This is a genomic window from Microbacterium galbinum (assembly GCF_023101185.1).
Lineage (GTDB): Bacteria > Actinomycetota > Actinomycetes > Actinomycetales > Microbacteriaceae > Microbacterium > Microbacterium galbinum.
In genome coordinates this window covers 1,099,565-1,125,165 of sequence record NZ_CP078077.1, presented here as the reverse complement: position 1 = coordinate 1,125,165, position 25,601 = coordinate 1,099,565, and the positions used below count along the sequence as shown (strand labels likewise).

The following is a 25,601-nucleotide window of genomic DNA, read 5'->3' as shown; positions in this document are numbered from 1 at the left end:
CAATAAGTTGTGATTCACAACATAACCGATGACAGGCCGCATCCGCACCCCTAAAGTGGGAACGTGCCCCGTGACCTGACCACCCCGCGCTCCCGCGAAGCGAACCTCGCGCGGATCCTGTCGATCGTCCATCACGACGGCGCCCAGTCGCGATCGGCCCTCACCGAGGCCACCGGGCTCAACCGCTCCACGATCGCCGCCCTCGTCTTCGAACTCGCGGCCGCGGGACTCGTCGACGAGCGCCCGCCGGAATCCTCGTCGCGCGCCGGCCGCCCCTCGCCGGTGGTCGCGCCCTCGGCATCCGTCGTCGCGATCAGCGTGCACCCCGAGGTCGACGCGGTCGAGATCGCCGCCGTCGCCCTCGATCGCCGCATCGTCGTGCGCGAGCGCATCGTGAACACGGCCACCCCGACCGCCGCCGAGGTCGCCGCGCTCGTCGCCGCCCGGTTGGCGCACTGGCAGACGGATGCTCTGCTGTACAGCACCGTGATCGGCATCGGCGTCGCCGTGCCCGGGCTCGTGCGCACCGCCGACGGCGTCGTGCGCAACGCCCCGCACCTCGCCTGGACCGATGAACCTCTCGCCGCGCGGATCGAGGAGCTCACCGGCATCCGCACCGCCGTCGACAACGATGCGACCCTCGGGGCGCTCGCCGAGCACCTCTTCGGCGCCGGCCGCGACATCGACGAACTCGTCTACCTCAACGGCGGCGCCTCGGGCATCGGCGGCGGGCTCGTGATCCACGGGCGGGCCGCGACCGGGGCGAACGGCTACGCGGGAGAGTTCGGTCACAACCGTCCTCGCATCGACGACGACGCCGACCGACGCACGTCCGACGGGGTGCTCGAAGAAGAGGTGAACCGGCGGCATCTGCTGGCGCTCCTCGGCCTCGACGATGCCGACGACGCCGCGCTCGCCGCAGCGCTCGACGAGGCAGGTCTCCCCGCTGCCGAGGCCGAGGTCGCCCGGCAGGCCCGGGTGCTCGGCAGCGCTCTCGCCAACGCGGTGAACGTGCTCAACCCCGCAGTGGTCGTGCTGGGCGGATTCCTCGCGCTGCTCGACGACGCAGAGCACGACACCCTCGCGGCCGAGGTCTCGCGACTCGCGATGAGCGAGAGCGCCGAGGTCGTCGAGCTGCGCACCGCGGCCCTCGGCTCGGACCGGCTGCTCGTCGGCGCGGCCGAACTCGCGTTCCGCCCGCTGTGGACCGACCCCCTCGCCGTCGTCGCGGGGTAAGGCGCCTCCTCCGGTACTGGGTCCCTGCCCGAAACGGGGTTCCTGCCCGAAACGGGGTTCCTGAGCCTGTCGACGGGCCCCGCCCCGGTTCATAACTCCGGACAATCGCTGCCGATTCGCCCGATTCGGCCGATTCCGCCGAGATTCGGGCCGATTCTCCGGAGTTATGCCCGCCGGGGCCCGTACCCAACTCAGGACAAACTGCGGATTCGGGCCCCGAACCGGGGCTTTCGGATGCGTTTCGGCCCGATCGTCCTGAGTTAGGGACGGGATGCCGCGCCGCCTAGACTCCTCGACGTGGTGGACAACAGCGGGCGGGCGGTCGGAGTGCGCGATGTCGCCGCGCTCGCCGGAGTGTCCCGGCAGACCGTCTCGCGGGTGCTGAACGAGCATCCGGATGTCGCCGACGCCACGCGCGAGCGGGTCGAGAAGGCGATGGGCGAGCTCGGCTATCGCATGAACAACGCCGCCCGCGCCCTGGGCACGCGCCGGTCGCGCACGCTCGGGATCCTCGCCTCCGACGCCCTGCAGTTCGGTCCCTCGCGCAGCATCGCGGCGATCGAGGCATCCGCCCGCGCCGCCGGGTACTGGGTGAGCGCGGCCTTCGCGGATGCCGATGACGCGGCGTCGGTGTCGGCCGCGGTCGATCACCTCGTCGCCCAGGGGGTCGAGGGGATCCTGGTCGTCGCCCCGCACGCCCGCACGTTGCGGATGCTCGACACCGTCTCGGTCGGGGTTCCGATCGTGACCCTGCACTCGGCCGGCCACGATGCGCGCGGGGTCGGCGTCGACCAGGTCGCCGGTGCGCGGTTGGCGGTGGGGGCGCTGGCGGATGCCGGGCACACGCGCATCGCGCACCTCGCCGGACCCGCCGACTGGCTCGAGGCGGAGTCCCGTGCCGAGGGCTTCGCGGCCGAGCTCGCGGCCCGCGGGCTGGAGTCCGTGCTCACCGTGGTCGGTGACTGGACTGCGCGCGCCGGATTCGAGGCGGCGCAGGCGCTGCGCGACGCCGGAGCCACGGCGGTGTTCGCCGCGAACGACCAGATGGCGCTCGGGCTGATCGGCGCGCTGCACGCGGCAGGTATCGCGGTGCCGGGGGAGATCAGCGTCGTCGGCTTCGACGATCTGCCGGAGGCGGCGTACGCCTGGCCGCGGTTGACGACGGTGCGGCAGGACTTCGACGAGCTCGCACGGCGGGCGGTCGCTGCGGTGATCGCCGCGGATGCCGCGGCATCCGCGGAGTCGATCGTGCCCGAGCTCGTGGTGCGCGACTCGATCGCGGCCCCGTCGGTCTGAGGCGTTTCTCGGGGACCCGGCGCGCGTGGCGGGAGGAGATCACGCGCAATGCAGGAGCGGATGCCGCAAGCGGTCCTCCGTTGCGTGAGATCTCCTCCCGAAGGTGCGGCCGCCCGGCCGCTTGACCCCGCCACCGACCCGGCCGTAGGCTGTCCGTGACACGAACTGTGACCGGTCACAGTCGAAACCACGACGAGGTGCCATGAGCGACGACGCCCCCCGATACGCCCCCGACATCCAGGCGGCGATCGACCGCACCCGCGCCGATGTCGCCCGCCTGCACGGAGAACTCGTGCGCAACGGCCTGGTCGTCTGGACCGGTGGCAACGTCTCGGGCCGTGTGCCCGGAGCCGACCTGTTCGTGATCAAGCCCTCGGGCGTGAGCTACGACGATCTCGCGCCCGAGAACATGATCCTCTGCGATCTCGACGGCACCGCGATCCCCGGCGCCCCCGGCAGCGAGCGGAGCCCGTCGAGCGACACCGCGGCGCACGCGTACGTCTACCGCCACATGCCCGAGGTCGGCGGGGTCGTGCACACGCACTCCACGTTCGCGGTCGCCTGGGCGGCGCGCGGCGAGGAGATCCCCTGCGTCATCACGGCGATGGCCGACGAGTTCGGCGGCCCGATCCCGATCGGCCCGTTCGCGATCATCGGCGACGACTCGATCGGTCGCGGCATCGTCGAGACGCTCAGCGGGCACCGCAGCCGTGCGGTGCTGATGCAGAACCACGGGCCGTTCACGATCGGCGTCGACGCGAAGGATGCCGTCAAGGCCGCGGTCATGGTCGAAGACGTCGCCCGCACCGTGCACTACGCCCGCGAGGCCGGCCCGGTGATCCCCCTCCCGCAGGAGGCGATCGACCGTCTGTTCGACCGGTACCAGAACGTGTACGGCCAGAGTGCGGACGCGCGCCGATGACCCTTCGTCGGAGCTCAGGGACCACCGCCGAGGTCATCGCGCGCAACGGCACCGCCCTCGGCATCGAGCTCGGATCGACCCGCATCAAGGCCTGCCTGATCGACGCCGACACCGCCGAGGTGCTGGCGACCGGGTCGCACACGTGGGAGAACAGCTTCGTCGACGGCCGCTGGACCTATCCGCTCGAGGAGGTGTGGTCGGGGCTGCAGGAGGCGTACGCCGCACTGGTCGACGACGCGCAGGAGCGCCACGGCATCCGCCCCTCCTCGTTCGGGGCGATCGGTATATCGGCGATGATGCACGGCTACCTCGCCTTCGACGCCGACGGCACTCTGCTCGTGCCCTTCCGCACCTGGCGCAACACGAGCACGGGCGAGGCCTCGGCCGAGCTCACCGAGGTTCTGGGCGTGAACATCCCCCAGCGTTGGTCGGTCGCGCACCTGCACCAGGCAGCGCTCGACGGCGAATCCCACGTGGCCGACGTCGCGTCGATCACCACCCTCGCGGGCTATGTGCACGAGCGTCTGACCGGTCGTACCGTGCTCGGAGTGGGGGATGCCTCGGGCATGTTCCCGATCGATTCCGCCACGATCGACTACGACGAGCGCCTGCTCCAGGCCTATCGCGACCACACCGGTCGCGACCTGCGCCCGCTGCTCCCGGCCGTGCTCCCGGCGGGGGCGGATGCCGGCGCCCTCACCCCCGAGGGGGCCGCGCTCCTCGACCCGACCGGCGCGCTCCAGCCCGGTATTCCGCTCTGCCCGCCGGAGGGCGACGCGGGGACCGGAATGGTGGCGACGAACTCGGTCGCCCCGCTCACCGGCAACGTCAGCGCGGGCACGAGCATCTTCGCGATGGTGGTGCTCGAGAAGCCGCTGCCCACCGTGCACGAAGAGCTCGACCTCGTCACGACGCCCGCCGGCGCGACGGTCGCGATGGTGCACTGCAACAACGGCGCGAGCGAGCTCGGCTCCTGGGCGGCGCTGTTCCACCGGTTCACGGTCGCGAACGGGCAGTTCGTCGACGAGGATCAGGTCTTCGCCACCCTGTTCGCCGAGGCGCTGCAGGGCGATCCGGATGCCGGTGGCCTGCTCGCCTACAACCATCTCGCCGGCGAGCCGGTGGTCGGACTCGACCAGGGCCGCCCGCTCTTCGTGCGCACCCCGGATGCCTCCTTCACCCTCGCGAACGTGATGCGCACGCAGATCTACGGCGTCTTCGGCACACTCGCCCTGGGCATGCGGATCCTCGCCGACGACGGCGTGCGGATCGAGCGGATGTTCGCCCACGGCGGCCTGTTCCGCACGGCGGGTGTGGCCCAGCGCTTCCTCGCCGCGGCCCTCGACACCCCGGTCGACGTCGGCGATCTCGCCGCCGAGGGCGGAGCGTGGGGCATCGCGGTGCTCGCCGCGTACCTCGATCAGGCCGACCGACCGCTCGCCGCCTATCTCGACGAGACCGTCTTCGCCGGGGCATCCGTCACCACCGCCGAACCCGACCCGACCGACGTCGCAGGCTTCGCCGCCTACCTCGACCGCTACCGCGCGGGCCTCGCCATCGAGGCCGCCGCCATCGCCGCTCTGCCCACGCAGGAAATCAGCAAGAACCCGAAGGACGCCTCATGACCCGCACCCCGCTGACCACGTCGCTCGACGGCTACGAGGTCTGGTTCCTCACCGGCAGCCAGCACCTCTACGGCCCGGAGACCCTCGCCCAGGTCGCCGCTCAGTCGCAGGAGATCGCCGGCATCCTCGACGCGGCCGACGACGTGCCGGTGCGCATCGTCTGGAAGCCCGTGCTCACCGACTCCGACGCGATCCGCCGCATCGCCCTCGAGGCGAACGCCGACGACCGCGTGATCGGCGTCGTCGCCTGGATGCACACGTTCAGCCCGGCGAAGATGTGGATCACCGGCCTCGACAGCCTGCGCAAGCCGCTCGCGCACCTGCACACGCAGCACAACGTGGCGCTGCCGTGGAGCGAGATCGACTTCGACTTCATGAACCTCAACCAGGCCGCGCACGGCGACCGCGAGTTCGGGTACATCCAGACTCGCCTCGGCATCCCGCGCAAGACGATCGTCGGTCACGCGAGCGACCCGCGCGTGCGCGCCGAGCTCGCGACCTGGCAGCGCGCGGCTGCCGGCCTCGCGGCGGCGCGGTCGCTGAAGCTGGCCCGGTTCGGCGACAACATGCGTTTCGTCGCGGTCACCGAGGGCGACAAGACCGAGGCCGAGCTGCGCTTCGGCGTGCAGGTCAACACCTGGGGCGTGAACGACCTGGCGGATGCCGTCGCCGCCGCCTCGGATGCCGAGATCGACGCTCTCGTCGCCGAGTACGAGGAGCTCTACGCGGTGGCCCCCGAACTGCGTCGCGGGGGCGAGCGCCACCAGTCCTTGCGCGACGGGGCGGCGATCGAGATCGGATTGCGCTCCTTCCTCGAGGAGGGTGGTTTCGGGGCGTTCACGACCTCGTTCGAAGACCTCGGTGCGCTGAAGCAGCTGCCGGGTCTCGCGGTGCAGCGCCTGATGGCCGAGGGGTACGGCTTCGGCGCCGAGGGCGACTGGAAGACCGCGCTGCTCGTGCGCGTCGCCAACGTGATGGGTGCGGGTCTGCCCGGTGGCGCGAGCCTGATGGAGGACTACACCTACGACATGACCCCGGGCGAGGAGGTGATCCTCGGGGCGCACATGCTCGAGGTCTCGCCGTCGCTGTCGTCGCAGCAGCCGACGCTCGAGGTGCATCCGCTGGGGATCGGCGGCAAGGACGACCCGGTGCGCCTCGTGTTCACGGCCGACCCGGGCCCGGCGGTCGTGGTGGCGCTGTCGGACATGCGCGATCGGTTCCGCCTCACGGCCAACGTCGTCGAGAACGTCGAGCCGACTGCGGCGCTGCCGAAGCTCCCTGTCGGCCGTGCGGTCTGGAAGCCGCAGCCCGACTTCCCGACCAGCGCCGCCGCCTGGCTCACCGCCGGAGCCGCGCACCACACCGTGATGTCGACGGCCGTGGGCATCGAGGCGTTCCGCGACTTCGCCGAGATGGCTGAGGTCGAGCTGCTCGTGATCGACGACACGACGCGCCTGCCCGAGTTCCAGCAGCAGGTGCGCTGGAACCAGGCCTACCACCGCCTCGCCCAGGGCCTGTGACCCTTCGTCTCGTCGCTGCGCTCCTCGCTCAGGGGCCGGTGAGACACCCGGTTCCTGAGCGAGCGAAGCGAGACGAAGGACACAAGTAACGTGGATCCAATGACCACCACCCCCCGTTCCGGCCGCCAGTTCACGATCTTCTCCGACGGCTACGAGGCGACGATCGCGAGCGTCGGCGCCTCCCTGCGCGCGTTGACCTTCCAGGGTCGCGATCTGGTCGTTCCCTTCGACGCGGATGCCGTGCGCCCCGCCTACCGCGGAGCGACCCTCGCCCCGTGGCCGAACCGCGTCGTCGACGGCATCTACTCGTTCGGCGGTGTCGACCACCAGCTCGCGCTCACCGAGCCCGCTCGTGGGCACGCCCTGCACGGGCTGCTCGCCTGGGTCGACTGGAGCCTGGTGTCGACGGCATCCGATCGGGTGACGCTCGAGGCGACGATCCCCGCGCAGGACGGCTATCCGTTGCGCGTGACGGTGCAGACCGAGTACGCGGTCGGCATCGACGGACTCACCCAGACGGTGACCGCGACGAACGTCGACGACGTGCCCGCGCCGTGGGGCACGGGACCGCACCCGTACCTGTGGGCGGGCGACGGCGGGGTGGATGCCTGGACGCTGAGCCTGCCGGCATCCGAGGTGCTGCTCGTGACCGAGGATCGCCTGAGCCCGGTGCGCGTCGAGGCCGTGGAGCTGGTGCCCGAGTTCGATTTCCGTGAGGAGCGACTGATCGGTGAGACGTTCATCGACCACGCGTTCACGTCTCTCGAGCGGCATCCGTCGGGCGTCGCCGCGGTCACGGTGCGCGCGGCCGACGGCCACGGTGTCGCGATCACGTTCGATGAGCGCTGCCCGTGGGTGCAGGTGCACACGGCCGACACCCCGCTGCCCGAGACGAACCGGATCGGCCTCGCGGTCGAGCCGATGACGTGCCCGCCGGATGCCTTCAACTCGGGCGTCGACCTGGTGGTGCTCGAGCCCGGGGAGTCGCACGCAGCGGCCTGGCGCATCTCCGCCATCTGACACCGCCACCTGACCGACAGATTCGCGGGTCGATCTCGTCTTGAGAGTGCGGGCCCACCCGAAAAGGGCCCGCAACAATCGCCCTCACTTATCCACAGTTCGCCCCCGAGCCGACGCTTCGTGATGCCACGCGTCGGCTCGGCGGTGTATCGTTTCCGCTCGGCGGCAGCGTGCGGTGAAGCTGCTGCGCCCCCGCCCCCTGCGAATCGATGAGGAAAGTGATGACGGACGCGTTTCCCCCCGACGCTTCCGGTGCCGATGCGGCGCCCGAAGACGACGCCGTCGATTCGCCTGCCCTCGATTCCGATGCGACGGCAGAGCTCGTGCGCCGGGCGGCATCCGGCGATCGCGATGCGGCGGGCGAGTACTTCGCGCTGATGATGCCCTCGCTGACCCTCACCTCCAAGCGGGTCGCGGGCATCACGCACGACGCCGACGATCTGCTCGGCGACGCGCTGCTGATGGTGCTGGCGAAGTGGTCGCAGGGCACGGGCCCGACCGAGAACGTGCCGGCGTACATCGCGCAGACGATGCGCAACCGCATCCGTGACGACTTCCGCTCGCCGCGGTCGAAGGTCGCCCCGCTCGACAACGTCGAGGAGCCGGCGTCGAACGCCGATCCGCGCATCCGCGAGCTCGAGATCGAGTCGGAATTGGCGATCGTGCGCAAGGCGCTCGCCGAGTTGCCGTCCGACCAGCAGCGTGTGCTCGTCGCGACCGTGCTCGAGGGGCGCAAGCCGCGGGATCTCGAAGAGCACATGGCGCGTCCGGCATCCGCGATCTATTCGCTGTCGCGCCGGGCGAAGGGCAATCTGCGGCGCACGACGCTGCGTCTCCTGCTCGAAGAGAACGCTCGACCGGAGTGCGTGGCGGCGGCCCAGTTGCTGCCCGATACGGTGGGCGACACCCCCGAGGGCACGAAGGGCGGGCGCTCGGCCGAGCACTATCGCACGTGCCCGTATTGCCGCCGGTCGTGGAAGCGATTCGCCGGGCTCGCGACGCTCGGCGCACTGCCGCTCGCGGGAGCGGTGGCACTGGCCGGCCCGTCGGGCTCGGCCGAGGCCGGCGAGCTGCCGGTGGATGGGGCGGATGCCTCGGTGCCGGAGACGCCGGCGGATGCTCCCGCCGATGTTCCGGCCGACGTTCCGTCTGATGCCGGTTCCGGGTCGTCTGTCTGGCAGGAGTGGGCGCGCACGACGGCGATGCTCGCGGCCGCCGCGACCGCGCTCGTGCTCATGACGGTGGTCGTGGTGACCTTCGTCACGAAGACGTGGTTCTTCGCCGAGACGCCTCTGGGGTCGTTGGCGTTGACCTCGGAGGCGGTCGACGCCGAGCACAGCGAGTTCGACATGGCGGTCACCGTGCAGGACGAGTCGTTCACTCTGGGCACGCTCCGGATGGATCTCTCGGTCGACGTCGAGTCCATCACCGCCCCCAGCGGCTGGACCTGCCTGGTCGAGGGCGGCGACGTCTCGTGCACGACCGACCGCGAGTCGCCGAGCGGCGGACGCTTCGAGGTGACGCATGCCCCTGCCGCCGAGGTCACGTTCGACATCGGGTTCGACGGTCGCACCGCGGGCGGTTCGATGCTCAACGGCACGTCGCGCGGCACCGTCGGCGACTGACTTTCGGATTCCGCCGACAGATTCCGGGGTCGACCCCGTCACATGAGTGCGGGGAGTCTTCTCCCCGTTCGACCCTCCCCAGTGACCAACACCGGTGCCGCTGCCTTCACGGCGGATGCCCCGGCCACGGTCTCCGATGACCTCTCGGGTGTGCTCGACGATGCGACCTACAACGGCGACGCCTCGAACGGTGCGACCTACGCCGCCCCGATCCTGTCGTGGTCGCTCGCGATCCCCGTCGAGGACAGCGTCACGCTGACCTACTCGGTGACCGTGAACGCCCCCGCGACCGGTGACCTCGACCTCGCCAATGCCGTCACCCCGGGTGATGGCGGCGAGTGCCTCGAGGAGGGCTCGTGCGTCACGAACACGCCGATCTCCGCGTACGAGGTCTCCAAGTCGGTCGACACGGAGACCACGGCCGCGGGTCAGAAGGTGACCTACACGATCGCCATCGGCAACACCGGTGCGGTCGCGTACACCGACGAGACGCCGGCATCGTCCACCGACGACCTGTCGGAGGTGCTCGACGACGCGACCTACAACGGCGACGCGACGAACGGCGCGACCTACACCGCTCCGGTGCTGAGCTGGGCGGGTGCGCTCGAGGTCGGCCAGGTCGTCTCGGTCACCTACAGCGTCACGGTCAACGATCCCCTCACGGGCGACCGTGAGCTCGTGAACGCGGTGCTCCCCGGTGACGGCGGAGCGTGCGGCGACGCGTGCTCGGTCACCACGACGGTCACGCCGCCGGCCCCGCCGCTGGCGACCACGGGTCTGAACCCGTGGATCGTGGGCGGGGGCCTCGGAGTCGCGACGCTGGCGATCCTCGCCGGACTCGCACTGCTCCTGGTGCGCCGTCGTCAGAACATCACGGAGTAATCGAGAAGTAAGGCAGAGGTGAACGGGCGGGGCCATCAGGCCTCGCCCGTTCACCGCATCCACGACATGTCACGCATACATCTCTTAACTGTCACCCGTTTTGCGGCCGTGCTCGCGATCGCGCTGCCGGTGCTGGGCCTGCTCGGCTTCGGTGGGGCTCCGGCGGCCGCCGCCGAGCAGTCGGCGCCGAACATCGCGGTCACGCTCACGAGCGACGCCGAGGCTCTCGCCGCGGGGGAGCGGATCACCTACACCGCCGAGATCGTGAACAGGGGCGAGGCCGTTCAGGCCCGCGTGGTGCTCACCCCGCCCACCTACGTCGCACTCGGCTCGCTCGACGGGGCCGATGTCGACGGAAACGAGGCGACCTGGTCGCTCACCCTCGGAGCGGCCGAGACGAAGACGATCGAGATCCCCGCGCGGATCGGCGACATCCCCGAGGCCGAGCTGCGGGCGACCGCGTTGCTCAGCCTCTACGTCGGCGATGGGACGAGTCCGCTCGTGCGCACCGCCTCGGCGGATCTGATCGACGGCGTCGACGACGTGCAGACCGAGGTCAGTCCGCTGCCCGGCATCCTGCTCGCGGTGGGAATCGGCTTGGTCGTGGTGCTGATCGCGCTCGCGGTCGTGTTCATCGTGCTGCAGCGCCGTCGTCGCGCCGCAGAGGAAGCGGCCAAGCGCGACGCATGGGTCGGGTACGCGCGGCGCGAGTCGCACCCGACGGATGCCGAGGTCGAGACGCCCGAAAGCGGCTGAATCTCGAGGTGGGGCCCTTCGACACGCTCAGGGACCCAGTTTCTTCACTGGGTTGCTGAGCCTGTCGAAGCACTCCCACGCACCGGCATACGACGAAGGGCCCGGGGCAACGCGGATCGCGTGCACCCGGGCCCTTCGCAGGGCTTCTAGCGGATGCCGAAGATGCGGCGCATCGCCGTCTCGGCGCCGTCGCCGTCGCGGCGTGCGATCGCGGTGGCGAGTTCGCGGCTGGCCGTGCGCGCGGCGTCGACCTCGTGCGACGAGTACGAGAGCCGGCGCAGTGCCCGCAACAGCGAGAACTGGCGCTCGGTGATCTCGGCGTGGAGGATCGGGCTGCCGGCGCGTGCCGACAGGAAGAGCAGGAGTTCGAGCGCGGCCGTCGCCGCCTCGGCGGGCGAGCCGATGGCCTCGAGCAGCCCGTCGATGCGGGAGACGGCGGTCTCGGCATCCGTCGTCGACAGCGACGCGACCGACTGGCGGGCGGCGATGCCCCCGCAGTAGCCCGCCCAGCGTCGGCAGTCCTCGGCGATCTGGCGGGTCAGCGGCGTCACGCGCGTGCGCCGCGACGGCAGGATCTCGACGAGCCCGATCTGCTGCAGCTGCAGGATGGCCTCGCGCACCGGCGTGCGGGAGATGCCCATCTGCTCGGCCAGTTCGCGGTCGCGTAGCAACTCGCCGTCTTCGAGGGAGCCGGAGGCGATCGCCGATCCGATCTCGGAGAAGGCGTCATCACCGAGGAAACGGCGCTCGCGGCGAAGCTCGGAGCCGTCGTAGATCTCCTGCCGTGGAGTGGCGGGGATCTCGGGGTTCGGATCGGCCGGGGCCAGATCCTCGACCGGGTGGGGAACCTTCAGGGCGCTGCGGGGCCGTACGCGGACTTCGTCCAGGATGACGCTCATCTATCACCAATCGACTCACTGTGGAGGGTGAAGGGAGCGGCGCACCACACTCCGCCCCCTTCACGCGACACTCCCCTGGAGCCGCCGCGTAGATGAGGGGACCGACTACCCCTCAAAAGATTGACGAGCGAGCATCAGGAATCTGACGCTCGCTCGTCGAATTGGCGACTGAGTGCAGGAAATCAGCTCTTGATCGGCAGCACCTTGAACTTGCCGGTCGTGCCCGGAGCGGGCGGAACGACGACGGCGAACTCGCTCTTGCCCTGCGTCGGGGCGATGACGACCTCGGCGGGGATGCCCGGTGCGATCACCGCGGCGGGGATGCCGGTGAGCACGCCCGCCTTCGTCGCGCTGGTGGTGAACGCCTTGAGCGCCTTCTTGTCGAGGCTCGTGACGTAGGTCTGGAACTGCAGGGCGATCGCGTCGAAGCTCTCGTCGGGGATGCTCGGGTGCGAGATCAGCACGGTGTCGACCGTCTGGTTGCCGTTCTTGACCTGCAGTCCGGTGTAGCGCTGCTTGCCGACCCAGCCGCGCGACTGGAAGTCGGTGAAGAGGTTCGCGCCCGCGTTCTTGCGCGTCGCGAAGTGCACGATCAGCAGGATGATGCCGAGCGGCACGAGGATGAGCGGGGCGAAGGAGTAGACGTACGACCACACCTCGCTGCGCCCGCTCGAGTACTCGAAGAGGTCGGGGCGGAAGAGCAGCTGCGGGATGTACTCCCACGCCCAATCCACGGCCTGACCGGTCGAGAAGAGGTTGAACGCGAACGCCGCGGCGCCGAGCCCGAGGCTCGTCCAACCGAGGCTCGACACGGTGCGTTTGCCGTCGACGGCCTTCGCGAAACCTTCGGGCGTGGACAGTTGATGTTGGACGGTAGCCAGGGTCATGCGCCCGAGCATAGCGAAACCTGTGCGGCCGCTATGGCTCTGGACATGGGGAGTAATCCCCACCGGGGTGGCCGGCATCCGCATGCGAGAGATGCCGGCCACCTGCGGTGGGCGACACCCCCATGTCGCCCACCTGTGGCCTCGATATTCCCGGATCGAGGGCGGAAGCGGAGACCGAGACTCCGCTTCCACATCTATTGACGGATGGAGTGCAGGAATCTGTCGCGGATTCCGGAAATCAACCGACGGCGGATTCGAGCTGCCAGCGGATCTGCTCGAGCGCGGCCGTATTCTTCTCGGCGTCGTGCGGGCTGAACGGGCGGTCGGGCGCGACGTCGAGCGAGATCTGCACCTGGCACCCGCGGCGCATCGGGGTCGAGGTCACGCCGACTTCCATCTCCCAGTTCCAGATGGTGCGCTTCGTGCGGAACCGCAGGTGCTGTCGCGAATCGTCGACCTGCAGATCGGTGTGCTCGCCGCCGATCACGATCTGCTCGACGGCGGCCGCCACGGCATCCGCGTCGGCGTGCACGTGGAAGCGCGCGTGCGCGGCGGAGTCGGGCGCGGTCAGCAAACCCGGTGACCAGAGAGGGATTCCCTCGCTCATGTCGTCGTTCCTTTCCCCAGTTCGAACGATGCGGGCGCGATGCCCCCTTAGGAGACGAGTGAGGGGGCGATTTCTTACGCGGGTGCTCGAAATCGAGCCGGATGGGGCGGAGCGCGACCGATCCCGAGGGCGATCTCGTCATGTGGATGAGGGGGCGTGCGTGTGAGGCGACGCCGGCGCGATGCGAGGGGGAACGGTCATGGATCAGTGGAAGTGGAATCTCGGACAGGCGGGGATCCTGTTCCTCGGCGCGGTGGTGTTCTCGCTCGTCATCGCGGCGGTCGGCGCCAGCTGGTGGGTGGCTCTCGTCGTGCCCGCGGCGTTCCTGTCATCGGGGATCATGCTCACCCGGGCGCTGCGCGAGCGCCGTCGTGAGCGTCGGGTGACCCACACGGAACGGCGCCCGTGACGACGACGCAGGCGTACCTACTGCAGGGAGTCGTGTTCCTCGTCGTCGGCGTCATGCTCCTGCTCGCCTGCGACGATCGGCACGTCATCGAGGCGATCCTCACGCTGATCCTGGTGTTCTCGATCTCGGCGCTGGGGCTCGCGCTCGCGCTGCGCGAGCGCGAGCGCGAACGCGTGACCCCGCGCCGGCCGAGCAGTCGCCGGTATCGGGCCGTGGCCGCGGCATCCGATTCCGTGCGGGGCGAGGGCTGAGGGGCGGGCGGATGCCGCGCTGGCGCTGGTTCTTGGTGCAGGGTGTGCTGTTCCTCGCAGCAGGGGTGCTGTTCGGACTCGCGCTCGTGGTCGGATCCGCGGGGGTGTGGGTGGGGGTCGCCGCGCTCGTCAGTCTCGTGATCGCCTCGGTCGCCCTGTTCCTGGGGTGGCGGGAGCGGCGGCGGATGCTCGACGAGGAGGCGCGGTCACGGCGACGGCGCGGGGCGTGAGGGGCCGGGCTCGGGTGCGAGTTGCGGGGAGTTTCTCCACCTGCAGGGAGGATCGGGCGTTTTCTCCCTGCACGTGTGTTTCTTCCCTGCAGGTGGCGGCCTACACGGACCGCGACAGGTCCATGATCGTCAGTACCCACCCGGCGGTGACGAGGCATCCGATCGGCAGGCACGCGACGGCCGTCCATCGGGGGCTCGACGGCGGAGCAGATCCCGTCGGTTCGGACGTGCGACGAAGCATGTGCCACGCGACGATCGCGACGAACGGGACGACGATCGCGGTGACGACACTCGCGATGCCGTACCCCACATAGGCCAGCGGCTCGGACCGTCCGAAGGCGAACCATCCGATCGAGTGGAAGCCGAGCACCACACTCGCGAGTAAGGAGAGGACCAGGGCGATGGAGATCGCGATGGACGCAGGCGATTCCGATGCATGCGGAGTCTTCGGTGAAGGTGCGGATCGCATGTGCGACCTTTCGTCCGTCGACCCTCCCCAGGATGGACTGTGACGCGGAGAGACTATAACTCCTTCCCTGGGTGATGGCTACGGCGCCCGCCGGATCAGGTAACCGGGTCGAACCGGCGACCCTCTCGCTTGGCGGGCTGCAGCATGAGCACGAGCAGGAAGAGACCGCCGACGGCGGGGAGGAACGACAGGAAGAACCACGCCCCGGCGAGGCCCGCGTCGTGCAGGCGGCGCCAGGTCAGGGCGAGCCACGGCACCACGAGTGCGAGGGCGATGACGCCGCCGATCGCGGCCCCGAGCGGGATGAGCAGTGCGGCCGTCGGGTCGTCGAGGATCGCCGCGCCCGTCGTGCCGACCGGCATAGCGGAGTCGGGGTCGGTGCCGGCCGAGACCGTGAGCTGGCTGGTGATCGAGTGCGTGATGCCGGAGGTGAGGCCGACGGTCAGGAGGGCGTTCGGTACGAGCGTCACGAGGAACACGAACAGCGCCACCCACCAGAACTCGCTCTTCGACGCCCGCCCGGTGAACGTCGCGAACCGACGGAAGAACCGGCTCACCGCCTGCGCGAACGTCGCGCGGTACAGCGGCTGGGACAGGGGAGCGGATGCTGCGGACATGGGTCTCCTCGAGGGTGGGCCGAGACCATCCTCTCGCGGAACAGGGAGATCAGGGCGACGGCTGCTCAGGACTCCGGCGTCGACGGGCCACCGCGTGGATGCCGTAGCCGATCAGTGCCGGGAGGATGCAGAGCAGCGCGATCTGCAGCACCGGATCGAAGAGGGGGCGGTTCCAGAGGAACACGATGCCTCCGGGCATCGCGGCCGAGAAGAAGATCATCGCCCCGAGGTTGCGGGGCCGCGCCGGGCCGCGCGCTTCCCGCTTGCGGTGGCGGAGGTGGCCGAGGGCGAGGCCGAACGCGAGCGAGACGAGTGCCAGTGCGATCGCGACGGCGACGCTGATGGTCGTGGCGAGCTGTTCGGTCATCGCGCTTCCTCCGAAACCGAGCGATCCTCGCGAGGAGCGGTCGAGCGGCTGGCCCGCACACGGCCGACGATCCACGCGACGCTTGCCCCCGCGACCGCGGGCAGCGCGATCAGGAGCAGGTATTGCAGCCACAGGGGCTCGATCGCCGGGTTCTGCCAGAGGCTCGCGGCGCAGAACGTCAGCCAGATCGAGGCGAGAATCGTTGCGGTCAGTCGTCGTCGCGCCCGTCTGTCATCTCGGTGCGAGACGACGAGTGCACCCAGAACGAACGCCCACATCGTCGAGGGTGCGGCGTGGAGAATCGTGGCAACAGTCATGTCGTGTCTTTCGCTCGTCGACCCTCCCCAGGATGGACAGCGAGTCGGCGACGATACGGACTGATTCTGGACGGCGCCTGAGTGGCGGCATCCGCTCATCGAGACGCGTGCGAGCGTCGGCGGCACAGAGAAGAGGGAGGGCGTTGGGGCGCCCTCCCTCGGGATCCGGTCGTGGGGACCTGGATCGGATGCCGGCGGGGAGGCCGGCTGCCGGCGGGGAGGCCGGCGAAGGCAAGAAGCCCTTCACTGGTTAAGACGCCGTATATCGGTTTTCGTGACGCGACCGCCGGGGTGAGTTTTCGGCGGGTCCGGGGTGAGAAGCCGGTGCCGGGGGCTACGCCGAGACGGGCAGCGACCGGGCGGCGTCGTGCAGGCAGTCGATGAACGCGGTGAGAACGGGGCTCCCGGCCCGGGCCTGGCGAACGGCGAGCAGCCGGGTCGTCGGTGAGCCGGCGAGCGGCACTACGGTGATCGACGGCGGCACGAGCTGGCGCACCGACTCGGGCAGGATGCTCGCACCCATGCCCGCGGCGACGAAGCCGAGCGCGGTCTCCTGGTGGGCGACCTCCTCGATCACTCGGGGCGTGCGGCCGCTCGCCCCGAGCACCTCGGCCACGCGATCGACGAAGCCCGGCATGAGCGCGCGGGGGTAGGTGATCATCGGTACACCGGCGATCTGCTCGGCCGTGACCTCGGACAGGCCGGCCAGCGGATGGTCGACGGGCAGGCAGGCGACGAGGCGCTCCTCGAAGACGACCTCGCAGGTCAGGGGAACGGATGCCGGCCCCTGCGGTGGCACCTCGTCACGCACGATGCCGACGTCGAGCGTGCCCTCGCGCAGCCGGGCGAACTGCTCGCCCGAGGTGAGCGGAACGAGGCTGAGCGTGACCTTCTCGCGGCGGGCGCGGAAGAGCTGCACGACGCCGGGGAGCAGGGTGTAGTTCGCCGAGCTGACGAAGCCCGCGGTGAGGTGACCGGCGAGGCCGTCGACGTAGTCGCGCATGTCGGAGCGCACCGATTCGACCTCGTCGAGGATGCGGCGGGCGCGCTCCTGCAGATGGCGGCCGGCCGGGGTGAGCGAGACGCGACGGGTGCTGCGTTCGAACAGCGCGGTGCCGACCTCCTGCTCGAGCCTGCCCACCTGCACGCTCAGCGGGGGCTGCGACATGTGCAGCCGCTGAGCCGCGCGGCCGAAGTGGAGCTCGTCGGCGACGGCCATGAAATAGCGCAGTTGACGGAGCTCCATGAGGGCACGATACGTGTCTCGTATTACCGCTCCGTTACGGGCAGATTGCGAGCGAAAAGGTATCAATAACGCATTTGACCTGGGGTTATTCGCACGGTTTCCTGGTGCTGGAGGAGTACCCATGACCGAGGCATCCGCATGACCGCCCCGCACGTCGCTCTCTTCCATGTGCGCACCCACCGTCCCCGCGCCGCCGCCGGATACCAGGCCCTCCTCGACTCGCTCAACGAGGCGGCCGTCACCGCCGTCGAGGGGCTCGGATGGACCGCCTCGCTGCACGCCGCGGCCGAAGACCCCGAGGCCGAGCTGCGGCAGGCCTCGCGAGAGGCCGATGTGGTCGTGATCCTCGGCGGCGACGACATCGAACCCGGACTCTACGGTCAGCAGGACCGCCGACCGCGAAGGTCGCCGTATGAACGCCGGGCCGACCGGCTGCAGATCGCCGTGATCATGGATGCCGTCGGTGCCGGGCGCCCGCTGCTCGGACTGTGCCGAGGGCATCAGCTTCTCAACGTGGCCCTCGGCGGGAGTCTGTTGCAGCACGTTCCCGGGCACCGGGGGCCGGGGGCGGAGCCGTTCATCCCCACGACACTCGACTTCGCCGCCGTCGCGCCGGGCCTCGCGCCGCCTGCGCTGTGCACGCACCATCAGGCCATCGACGAACTCGGCGAGGGGCTCGTGGTGCTCACGCGATCGGGCGATGGCGTGATCGAGGCCATCGCCCACGAGACCCTGCCCCTGCTGGGGGTGCAGTGGCATCCCGAGCATCCGCTCACCGCTGCGACTCAGTTCGGCGCGCTGCTGCGGGCGGTGCATGCGGGGGAGTTGATGGCGTAGGGGTGTCCCTTGGGGGACGCTTCGACAGGCTCAGCGACCCAGTCAGTGGATCAGCGACCCAGTCAGTGGCTCAGCGACCCAGCCGGTGGCTCGGCGTAGCCGTCTCAGGAACTGGGTCCCTGAGCTTGTCGAAGGGCCCCGACGGGGCTAGACGCCGGTGCGGACGACCGTGACGCCGCGCTCTTCGATGCCGGCGGCGGTGGCGTCGCTCAGGCCCGCATCGGTGACGATCACGTCGAGGTCTTCGAGGTCGAACACCCGGTAGCGGCCGAACGAGCCGTACTTCGAGCTGCCGGCCACGAGCACCGTCTCGCTCGCGCTCTCGATCGCCGCGGTCTTCGGGGCGATCTTCGACTCGGTCGGGGTCGTGACGCCGCGGCGCAGATCCCACGACGACGACGAGAGGAAGGCGATGTCGATCGACAGCTCGTGCAGCGTGAGAGCGGCGAGACGCCCGGTGGTCGACTGGTTGGCCTTCTCGACGCGTCCGCCGATGGCGATGATGTCGGCGGTGGGGTGGTCGAGGAACGCGGCGATGATCGCGAGGTCGTTGGTCACGACCGTGAGGTCCTGCACCGTCTCGAGGTGCGGGCGCATCGCCTGGATGGTCGTGCCGGCGTCGAGGTAGATGGTCATCGACTCGGTGACGAGGGATGCCGCGTGGCGGGCCATCGCGTCCTTCTCGGCGACGTCCTGCCGAGCCTTCTCGAACCGCGACGGCTCGGTGACCAGGCGCGAGGCGATCTTCGCTCCGCCGGGGGTCGCGAGCACGCGGCCGGCCTCTTCGAGCACGGCGATGTCGCGCCGGATCGTCATGTGGCTGACGCCGAGGATGCCGGTGAGCTGGCGGTAGCTGAGCACGCCCTCGCGGCGCAGGTGCTTGACGATCAGCTCACGCCGCTGCTCGGGGATGAGCGGCGTGGCGGTGGCGTCGTCGGAGGGGGTCATGTCGTCGTCAGCCTAGCGAACGAGGGTGGATTCCTCGGTCCAGGGGGTGCCCCAGCGGTCGGCGAGGGCGCGCACGTCTTCCGGCGGCAACAGGCGGCGGGGCTTGCCGTTGGTGAGCAGTGCGATGCGGCACGCCTCCTCGAGCTCGATCGCCGCTTCGACGGCGGCATCGAGGCCCGGTGCCGAGACGATCTGACCGTGGTTCGCGAGCAGTGCGGCGCGGAACGGGCCGGGCAGCGCGAGCATCTGCGCGGCCAGGTCGGGGTCGCCCGGCACGCGGAACGGCACCAGCGGCGTCTGGCCGACGCGCATCACGAAGTAGGGGGTGAGGGGCGGGATGGCGCTGTACTCGGACCATGGCTCGAGGCAGCTCGCGGCGACCGCGAACGGCGAGTGCAGGTGCACGACGGCGGTGTGCTCGACGTTCTTGGCGTAGAACGCGAGGTGCAGGCTGAGTTCTTTCGACGGCTTCGCGCCGCGCAGGTGCTCGCCGCCGCGGGTGACGACCGCGATGTCGGCGTCGGTGAGGCGGCCGAGGTCGGTGCCGGTGCCGGTCATGTACACGACGTCGTCGACGCGGATGCTGACGTTGCCGCTGCTGCCGGGGCTGATGCCGGCGGCGGCGACGCGTGCGCCGGCCGCGATGAGTGCGTCAGTGGGAGTGGTCATCGAGCGCCCTCCAGGCGGTGGTGAACATGTCGTCGGCGCCGAAGTTGCCCGACTTGAGAGCGATGGTGACGGGGCCGTGCGCGGTTTCGGCGGCGCTCCAGCACACGCCGGGGGCGATGCGCGGTCCGATCAGCAGACGCTGGATGCCGAGGCGCTGCACGACCGCGCCCGAGGTCTCGCCGCCGGCGACGATCACCTGGGTGACGCCGAGTTCGGCGGTGGCGCGGTCGACGATCGCCGAGAGCACTTCCTCGATCCGGCCGGAGACGGTGTTGCCCTCAGGGCCGCGGCGGATGTCGTCGAGCGACCCGACGGTGTAGACGAGCGGGATGCTGTCGGCGTCGAGCGTCTCGAGCCACGAGACCGTGTCGGCCACGACCTGCTCGGGATTGTCTGCGATCGCCTCGATGTCGAGCTTGCGGCTGGGGAGCGTGTGAGCGGCGTGCGCGATCTGCGCGCGGGTCTTCGCCGAGGCGCTGCCGCACACGATCAGGCGGCGGCCGGGGGTAACCTCGATCTGGGAGAGGGTGCCGGGGCGCGGTCCGGTCATCCCGAGGGCGAGACCCGCCCCGCCGGTGACGACGCGCCAGTCCGAGACGGCGGTCGCGATGGTCTCGAGATCGGCGTCGGTCATCGCGTCGACGACGGTGTAGCCGGCCGGCTCGGAGCCGAGGGCGTTGCGCAGGGCCGCCGGGCCCGCCCACACGGCATCCGCCCCCACCTCGTGGATCGGGCGCGCGGACTGCGGGGCGAGGATGTCGCGCAGGCGCGACTGCGTCATCGGTGTGAGCGGATGCTGTCGCATGGGGGAGTGCTCGAGGAGCTCGTCGTGCACGAACAGGTGTCCGCGGTAGACGGTGCGGCCGTTGTCGGGGAACGAGGGCACGACGATCGTGCGGGTCTCGCCGAGTTCGTCGAGCACGGCGTCGAGGATCGGGCCGATGTTGCCCTCGGGTGTGGAGTCGAAGGTCGAGCAGTACTTCACGTAGTAGCGGCGGGAGCCGAGGGCCTCGAGGGCGCGCACGGCGCGGAGGGACTGGGCGACCGCGTCTCCGACGGGGGCGGTGCGGGTCTTGAGGGCGACGACGACGGCATCCGCATCGCCGAGCTCGGCCGGGTCGAGCGGGGCGTCCTCGATCGAGACGACCGCGCGGAACCCGCGCTGGCGCAGCGCGATGGCGAGGTCGGTCGCGCCGGTGAAGTCGTCTGCGACGGCGCCGATGTCGATCACGGTTCCTCCTCGGGAGTGGGTGCCCCCATTCCATCACGTGTGAACTGTTGTGAACAAATTTGAGAAATGTTTACGACTGTGAAACAGTGTTCGAGGCCGCAGGGAGAACCCGCTCCCGCAGCTCTCGTACGACCGCACGGAACGTCCCGTGCAGAGGGGACCACCGATGACCCGCGCTCCTATCCGCGTCGCTCTCACCGGCGCACGCGGAGGTTTCGGCCGCACGTTCCTCTCCCAGCTGCGCTCGATCGACCGTATGACGGCCACGCAGCTCATCGACCCCGACGTCGACGGCGTGCGCACCCTCATCGCCGACCTCGGCGGCCTCCCCGACGCCGAGCCGATCCCCGGCCACGACGACGTCCGTTGGGACGAGATCGATGTGCTCGTCGAAGCTTCGGGTCGCGTCGAGGCGGGCTACCGCTACGCCGCCGAGGCCATCGAGCGCGGCATCCACGTCGTCATGGTCAGCAAGGAGATCGAGAGCGTCGCCGGTGTCTCGCTCTCGCGCGCCGCCCGCGCCCAGGGCGTCGGCTACCTGCCCGGCGACGGCGACCAGCCCGCCAACCTGCTGCGCCTGCTCGACTGGGTCGAGCGCGTCGGCCTCGAGGTCGTCGCCCTCGGCAAGTCCGGCGAGTACGATCTCGTCTTCGACCCCGCCACCGGAGTGCTCGAGCAGCAGGGCGAGCGGATCGAGGCATCCGCCCTCACCGACCACCTGTTCCTCGGCGACAACATCGACAAGACGCTCGCCGCCCGGGCATCCGTCGTCGCACCGCTCAAGCGCGCCGCCGCCGCCGACTCCTGCGAGATGGCCGTCGTCTCGCTCTACGCCGGCGCCACCGCCGACACCGAGCGCATGCACTACCCCGTCGCCCGCCCCAGCGAGCTGGCCGACATCTACGCCCGCCGGGCCGACGGCGGCATCATCGGCACCGACCGCACGGTCGACGTGTTCTCGGCATTGCGCCTGCCCGGCGAGACGAGCTTCGCCGGCGGCGTGTTCGCGATCGTCACCACCGGCGACCCCGAGACCTGGGACCTGCTCGCCGGCAAGGGCCACATCGTCTCGCGCTCGGGCCGCTACGCCTGCATCTACTGGCCGTACCACTTCATGGGCGTCGAGACCCCGCTCACGATCGACGCTCTGGTCGAGGGCACCTCGACCTTCGCCGAGCCCCGGCACCATACGGTGCTCGCCGCTCGCGCCGCCCGTGCGCTCGCCGCGGGAGAGACGTTCGAGGTGCGCGGTCACCACCACGAGATCGACGGCGTCGCACCCGTCATCATCGATCGGGCGGATGCCGTCACCGACGCCGACGACACGCTCGCGGCCGCCTACTACCTGCTCTCCGGCGCACGCCTCGTGCGCGACATCGCCGAGGGCGAGCTCATCCGCCTCGCCGACCTCGCGGGCGTGGCCGATGACGTGCGCACCGCCTTCGTGGAGGGTGTGCGGCTGTGAGCATCGAGAACGCTCGCCGGATCCAGGACGCGCGCCTCCCCGAGGGGCACGATCTGCGCATCATCGACGCGCACCACCACTTCTGGGACCTCGACGGCGACGGCCACTGGCCCTGGATCCAGGACGAGTACAACGAGCAGTTCTTCCTCGGCGACTACAACGCGATGCGCCGCACCTTCCTGCCGCGCGAGTACCTCGCCGAGACCGCGGGCTGGACCATCCTCGGCACCGTGCACTGCGAGGCCGAGCGCAGCCGCAGCGAACAGGTCGCGGAGGACGACTTCCTGCAGGGGCTCAGCGACGCCACCGGCGGACGCTTCCCGATCGCCGCCGTGGCTCACGTCGGTTTCCTGCAGCCCGACCGCGATGAGGTGCTCGCCGGGCACGCGCAGCGCTCCATCGTGCGCGGCATCCGCTCGAAGCCCGTCATCGCCGCACGAGCCGACGAGACCGCGACGGGCCCCGGCACCCTCCACGACCCCGCGTGGGTCGAGGGCATCGCGGCGCTGGCGGCGCACGGGTTCTCGTGGGACCTGCGCGTGCCGTACTACCACCTCGCCGAAGCGGCCGACGTCCTCGCGGACTTCCCCGAGCTGACCGTCGTGATCAACCACTGCGGCCTGCCGCTCGATCGCGACGCCGACGCCCTGCGCGTCTGGCGCGACGGCATGGAACGCCTCGCCGCGCTGCCCGGCACCGCCGTCAAGGTGTCGGAGCTCGGCCTGTACCGCAACCGCTGGGACCGCCCCTCCAACGAGGAGGTCGTGCGCGACACCCTCGCGATCTTCGGCGCCGACCGCGCGCTGTTCGCCTCCAACATGCCGGTCGCGACCCTGACCGCCCCCGACTTCGACGAGGTGATGGACACGATCCTCACCGGTGCCGCCGGCCTCGACGCCGCGGGACTCGACGCCCTCTTCCACGGCACCGCCGCGCGGGTCTACCGACTCGACGTACCCGCCGTCTGACCCGTTACCCGACACCCCCTCTGAACCGACGAAGGACCCTCATGACGACCGTCAACGACGACAAGCTCTTCCGGAAGGTGATGCTGCGCGTGCTCCCGCTCGCGATGCTCGGCTTCTTCCTCTCGTACCTCGACCGTGTGAACATCGGCTACGCGCAGGCCACGATGAGCGCCGACCTCGGCTTCTCGAACGTGGTCTACGGTCTCGGCGCCGGCCTGTTCTTCATCGGATACTTCATCTTCGAGATCCCCTCGAACCTCATCCTCGCCAAGGTCGGCGCGCGCAAGTGGATCGCCCGCATCATGATCACCTGGGGCCTGATCTCGGGCCTCATGTTCATCGTCGACAGCGAGTGGATGTTCTACCTGCTGCGCTTCCTGCTCGGTGTCGCCGAGGCCGGCTTCATCCCCGGCATCCTCTTCTACATGGCGCACTGGTTCCCGGCCAGCCGCCGCGGACGTGCCTGGGGCATCTTCTACATCGCGCTCGCCTCGTCGGGCCTCATCGGCGGCCCCGTCTCGGGCTTCATCCTCAGCGGCATGGACGGCGTCTGGGGCCACACCGGCTGGCAGTGGCTGTTCGTGATCGAGGCGATCCCCACCGTGCTCCTCGGTATCGTCATCCTCTTCTGCCTTCAGGAGGACTACCGCAAGGTCACCTGGCTCACCGAACCCGAGCGCGATCGCCTCGGCTCCCTCCTCGCCGCCGAACGCGTTGACGAGGCCGAGACCCCTCTGCGCAAGGTCTTCACCAGCAAGCTGATCTGGCTGCTCACCGCCGTGTACTTCTCGTACAACTTCGCTCTGTACGGCATCAGCTTCTGGCTGCCGACACTCATCGGCGACCTGGGCATCACCGACACCGTGCAGATCGGCTTCCTCAGCGCGCTGCCCAGCCTTGCGGCGATCATCTCGATGGTCACTTTCGGCTACCTGTCGGACCGCGCCGGCGAGCGCCGCAAGTTCATCGCCGCGGCCTTCCTGCTCAGCGCCACCGGCTTCGCGATCTGCATCATCGCGGGCACCGACCCCGTCTGGGGAATCATCGGCCTGTGCCTCGCCAACGCGGGCGCCCTGTCGATCCCGGCGATCTTCTGGAGCTTCCAGACCTCGATGCTCGCTGGCACCGCCCTCGCCGGCGGTATCGCGCTCATCAACTCGACCGGAAACCTCGCGGGCTTCGCCGCCCCGTACCTGATCGGCTTCGTGAAGGACACGACCGGCGTCGCGACCGTCGCCCTGTACATCACGGGCGGCATCATGATCGTCGGCGCGATCCTCACCATGACCGTGCGGCAGCATCGCGCCGTCGCCACGGCGAAGGACCTCCCGTCGGAGCTCGTCTCGAAGTAGACCCCCCGCTACCGAGACCGGCCGAGCCCCCGCAGACAGCACGTCTGCGGGGGCTTCGTCGTGGGTGGCGGCCCGGTTTCGAGGAGTGGGTCCCTGAGCTTGTCGAAGGGCCCCTCCCCGGGGAGCTGCGTCTCGTGGGGGACGCTTCGACAGGCTCAGCGACCCGGTGGTGCGGCTCGGCGACCCGGTAGTGCGGCTCGGTGACCCGGTGGTGCGGCTCGGTGACCCGGTGGTGCGGCTCGGTGACTCGGTGGTGCGGCTCGGTGACCCGGTCAGGGACTGGGTCCCTGAGCTTGTCGAAGGGCCCCGCCCGAGGAGACTTATCCCCAGGCGGGCAAACGCGCCGTTCACGGCATCCGACAATTGCCCATGGCCTGGACGTACATCCTCCGCTGCAACGACGGATGCTTCTACACCGGAAGCACGAACGGCGATCTCGACGCACGCGTGTGGCAGCACAACCACGATGACGAGCTCGCGGCGAACTTCACTCGTGTCCGCCGACCCGTCGTGGTCGTCTACGCGGAGAAGTTCGACACCGTGGACGCCGCGTTCTTCCGGGAGAAGCAGATCCAGGGCTGGAGCCGGGCGAAGAAGATCGCGCTCATCGAGCAGCGGGGCGAAGATCTGCCGAGGCTGTCCCGTTCCTCGGGGTGGGACGCTTCGACAGGCTCAGCGACCCAGTAGTGCGGCTCAGCGACCCAGTAGTGCGGCTCAGCGACCCAGCCTCTGCATTTGGGTCCCTGAGCTTGTCGAAGGGCCCGCCGCTCAGGGAGCTGCGTCTCGTGGGGGACGCTTCGACAGGCTCAGCGACCCAGTAGGTCAGCACGGAAGGGCCCCCCGAAACGCGCCGGAAACACCTTCTGCTCACGCCTGTCATCTGCGGGGTCGGACGCGTATCGAAGGCACATTCCTGTGCGAACAACATGGGACATCGCCCCATAGCAACG

The 25,601-nt window shown here is 70.0% G+C and carries 28 protein-coding genes; 17 read left to right on the top strand and 11 right to left on the bottom strand.

Annotated elements, in window-relative coordinates:
• Positions 1–63 precede the first annotated feature (63 nt).
• From KV396_RS05560 to KV396_RS05520, 9 genes are all read left to right on the top strand, one after another.
• Positions 64–1,236 carry an ROK family transcriptional regulator gene (locus KV396_RS05560; protein WP_247957131.1) on the top strand — a complete coding sequence of 391 codons (1,173 nt, stop codon included), beginning with the start codon at positions 64–66 and terminating at the stop codon, positions 1,234–1,236.
• A gap of 297 nt (positions 1,237–1,533) precedes the next feature.
• Positions 1,534–2,532, top strand: a complete 999-nt coding sequence (locus KV396_RS05555; protein WP_247957130.1) for a LacI family DNA-binding transcriptional regulator — start codon at positions 1,534–1,536, stop codon at positions 2,530–2,532.
• A gap of 202 nt (positions 2,533–2,734) precedes the next feature.
• A complete protein-coding gene (locus KV396_RS05550) occupies positions 2,735–3,454 on the top strand; it encodes an L-ribulose-5-phosphate 4-epimerase (RefSeq protein WP_247957129.1) in 720 nt (239 codons plus the stop codon).
• Entirely contained in the window at positions 3,451–5,079 is a 1,629-nt protein-coding gene (locus KV396_RS05545; protein ID WP_247957128.1) for a xylulokinase, read from the top strand. Before KV396_RS05550 ends, KV396_RS05545 begins: the two co-directional genes overlap by 4 nt.
• On the top strand, positions 5,076–6,599 hold the full coding sequence (gene araA, locus KV396_RS05540; RefSeq protein WP_247633581.1) for an L-arabinose isomerase: 1,524 nt from the start codon (positions 5,076–5,078) through the stop codon (positions 6,597–6,599). Before KV396_RS05545 ends, araA begins: the two co-directional genes overlap by 4 nt.
• Before the next feature lie 99 nt (positions 6,600–6,698).
• A complete protein-coding gene (locus KV396_RS05535) occupies positions 6,699–7,619 on the top strand; it encodes an aldose 1-epimerase family protein (RefSeq protein ID WP_247957127.1) in 921 nt (306 codons plus the stop codon).
• A 221-nt stretch (positions 7,620–7,840) separates the two neighbouring features.
• A complete protein-coding gene (locus tag KV396_RS05530; protein ID WP_247957126.1) occupies positions 7,841–9,244 on the top strand; it encodes an RNA polymerase sigma factor in 1,404 nt (467 codons plus the stop codon).
• A gap of 81 nt (positions 9,245–9,325) precedes the next feature.
• On the top strand, positions 9,326–10,126 hold the full coding sequence (locus tag KV396_RS05525) for a DUF7927 domain-containing protein (RefSeq protein WP_247957125.1): 801 nt from the start codon (positions 9,326–9,328) through the stop codon (positions 10,124–10,126).
• 66 nt (positions 10,127–10,192) lie between these two features.
• Entirely contained in the window at positions 10,193–10,882 is a 690-nt protein-coding gene (locus tag KV396_RS05520) for a hypothetical protein (RefSeq protein ID WP_247957124.1), read from the top strand.
• A gap of 146 nt (positions 10,883–11,028) precedes the next feature.
• Here the strand turns inward: KV396_RS05520 and KV396_RS05515 are convergent, their stop codons facing one another.
• The 3 genes from KV396_RS05515 to KV396_RS05505 form a co-directional block, all read right to left on the bottom strand.
• Positions 11,029–11,781: a GntR family transcriptional regulator gene (locus tag KV396_RS05515; protein ID WP_247957123.1), complete on the bottom strand. Its 753-nt coding sequence runs from the start codon at positions 11,779–11,781 to the stop codon at positions 11,029–11,031.
• Between the two features lie 182 nt (positions 11,782–11,963).
• Positions 11,964–12,668 carry a hypothetical protein gene (locus KV396_RS05510; RefSeq protein ID WP_247624249.1) on the bottom strand — a complete coding sequence of 235 codons (705 nt, stop codon included), beginning with the start codon at positions 12,666–12,668 and terminating at the stop codon, positions 11,964–11,966.
• Positions 12,669–12,906: 238 nt separating this feature from the next.
• Positions 12,907–13,275 (bottom strand): hypothetical protein, encoded by a 369-nt coding sequence (locus KV396_RS05505; protein ID WP_247957122.1) that lies wholly within the window; start codon positions 13,273–13,275, stop codon positions 12,907–12,909.
• Between the two features lie 199 nt (positions 13,276–13,474).
• Between KV396_RS05505 and KV396_RS05500 the strand changes: the two genes are divergently transcribed.
• From KV396_RS05500 to KV396_RS05490, 3 genes are read left to right on the top strand one after another with little or no spacing between them, the layout of a single operon-like run.
• The gene (locus KV396_RS05500) at positions 13,475–13,684 is read left to right on the top strand and encodes a hypothetical protein (protein ID WP_247957121.1); all 210 of its coding nucleotides are present in this window, start codon (positions 13,475–13,477) and stop codon (positions 13,682–13,684) included.
• A complete protein-coding gene (locus KV396_RS05495) occupies positions 13,681–13,935 on the top strand; it encodes a hypothetical protein (RefSeq protein WP_247957120.1) in 255 nt (84 codons plus the stop codon). The genes KV396_RS05500 and KV396_RS05495 overlap by 4 nt, the downstream gene beginning before the upstream one ends.
• Before the next feature lie 11 nt (positions 13,936–13,946).
• The gene (locus KV396_RS05490) at positions 13,947–14,165 is read left to right on the top strand and encodes a hypothetical protein (RefSeq protein WP_247633598.1); all 219 of its coding nucleotides are present in this window, start codon (positions 13,947–13,949) and stop codon (positions 14,163–14,165) included.
• A 100-nt stretch (positions 14,166–14,265) separates the two neighbouring features.
• On the opposite strand, the gene KV396_RS05485 is transcribed toward KV396_RS05490, so the two are convergent.
• The 5 genes from KV396_RS05485 to KV396_RS05465 all read right to left on the bottom strand — a co-directional run bounded on the left by KV396_RS05485 (position 14,266) and on the right by KV396_RS05465 (position 17,181).
• A complete protein-coding gene (locus KV396_RS05485; protein ID WP_247957119.1) occupies positions 14,266–14,538 on the bottom strand; it encodes a hypothetical protein in 273 nt (90 codons plus the stop codon).
• Positions 14,539–14,729: 191 nt separating this feature from the next.
• The gene (locus tag KV396_RS05480) at positions 14,730–15,251 is read right to left on the bottom strand and encodes a DUF805 domain-containing protein (protein ID WP_247957118.1); all 522 of its coding nucleotides are present in this window, start codon (positions 15,249–15,251) and stop codon (positions 14,730–14,732) included.
• 49 nt (positions 15,252–15,300) lie between these two features.
• Positions 15,301–15,618 carry a hypothetical protein gene (locus KV396_RS05475; protein ID WP_247957117.1) on the bottom strand — a complete coding sequence of 106 codons (318 nt, stop codon included), beginning with the start codon at positions 15,616–15,618 and terminating at the stop codon, positions 15,301–15,303.
• Positions 15,615–15,935: a hypothetical protein gene (locus KV396_RS05470; RefSeq protein WP_247957116.1), complete on the bottom strand. Its 321-nt coding sequence runs from the start codon at positions 15,933–15,935 to the stop codon at positions 15,615–15,617. Before KV396_RS05470 ends, KV396_RS05475 begins: the two co-directional genes overlap by 4 nt.
• A gap of 334 nt (positions 15,936–16,269) precedes the next feature.
• A complete protein-coding gene (locus tag KV396_RS05465; protein WP_247633603.1) occupies positions 16,270–17,181 on the bottom strand; it encodes a LysR substrate-binding domain-containing protein in 912 nt (303 codons plus the stop codon).
• Positions 17,182–17,319: 138 nt separating this feature from the next.
• Between KV396_RS05465 and KV396_RS05460 the strand changes: the two genes are divergently transcribed.
• Entirely contained in the window at positions 17,320–18,018 is a 699-nt protein-coding gene (locus KV396_RS05460; RefSeq protein ID WP_247957115.1) for a gamma-glutamyl-gamma-aminobutyrate hydrolase family protein, read from the top strand.
• 147 nt (positions 18,019–18,165) lie between these two features.
• On the opposite strand, the gene KV396_RS05455 is transcribed toward KV396_RS05460, so the two are convergent.
• Genes KV396_RS05455 through otnK form a run of 3 tightly spaced genes read right to left on the bottom strand, consistent with a single transcriptional unit; the run spans position 18,166 to position 20,866 of the window.
• Entirely contained in the window at positions 18,166–18,966 is an 801-nt protein-coding gene (locus KV396_RS05455) for a DeoR/GlpR family DNA-binding transcription regulator (protein WP_247624259.1), read from the bottom strand.
• A gap of 12 nt (positions 18,967–18,978) precedes the next feature.
• Positions 18,979–19,635, bottom strand: a complete 657-nt coding sequence (locus tag KV396_RS05450) for a class II aldolase/adducin family protein (protein WP_247957114.1) — start codon at positions 19,633–19,635, stop codon at positions 18,979–18,981.
• Positions 19,619–20,866 carry a 3-oxo-tetronate kinase gene (otnK, locus tag KV396_RS05445; protein WP_247957113.1) on the bottom strand — a complete coding sequence of 416 codons (1,248 nt, stop codon included), beginning with the start codon at positions 20,864–20,866 and terminating at the stop codon, positions 19,619–19,621. The genes KV396_RS05450 and otnK overlap by 17 nt, the downstream gene beginning before the upstream one ends.
• Positions 20,867–21,032: 166 nt before the next feature.
• On the opposite strand from otnK, the gene KV396_RS05440 reads away from it, so the two are divergent.
• The 4 genes from KV396_RS05440 to KV396_RS05425 all read left to right on the top strand — a co-directional run bounded on the left by KV396_RS05440 (position 21,033) and on the right by KV396_RS05425 (position 25,338).
• Positions 21,033–22,331 carry a homoserine dehydrogenase gene (locus KV396_RS05440; RefSeq protein ID WP_247957112.1) on the top strand — a complete coding sequence of 433 codons (1,299 nt, stop codon included), beginning with the start codon at positions 21,033–21,035 and terminating at the stop codon, positions 22,329–22,331.
• Positions 22,328–23,299, top strand: coding sequence for an amidohydrolase family protein (locus KV396_RS05435; RefSeq protein WP_247957111.1), 972 nt, complete (start codon positions 22,328–22,330; stop codon positions 23,297–23,299). Before KV396_RS05440 ends, KV396_RS05435 begins: the two co-directional genes overlap by 4 nt.
• 41 nt (positions 23,300–23,340) lie before the next feature.
• On the top strand, positions 23,341–24,651 hold the full coding sequence (locus tag KV396_RS05430; RefSeq protein WP_247957110.1) for an MFS transporter: 1,311 nt from the start codon (positions 23,341–23,343) through the stop codon (positions 24,649–24,651).
• 369 nt (positions 24,652–25,020) lie between these two features.
• A complete protein-coding gene (locus KV396_RS05425) occupies positions 25,021–25,338 on the top strand; it encodes a GIY-YIG nuclease family protein (protein WP_247957109.1) in 318 nt (105 codons plus the stop codon).
• The last annotated feature ends 263 nt before the right edge of the window (positions 25,339–25,601 follow it).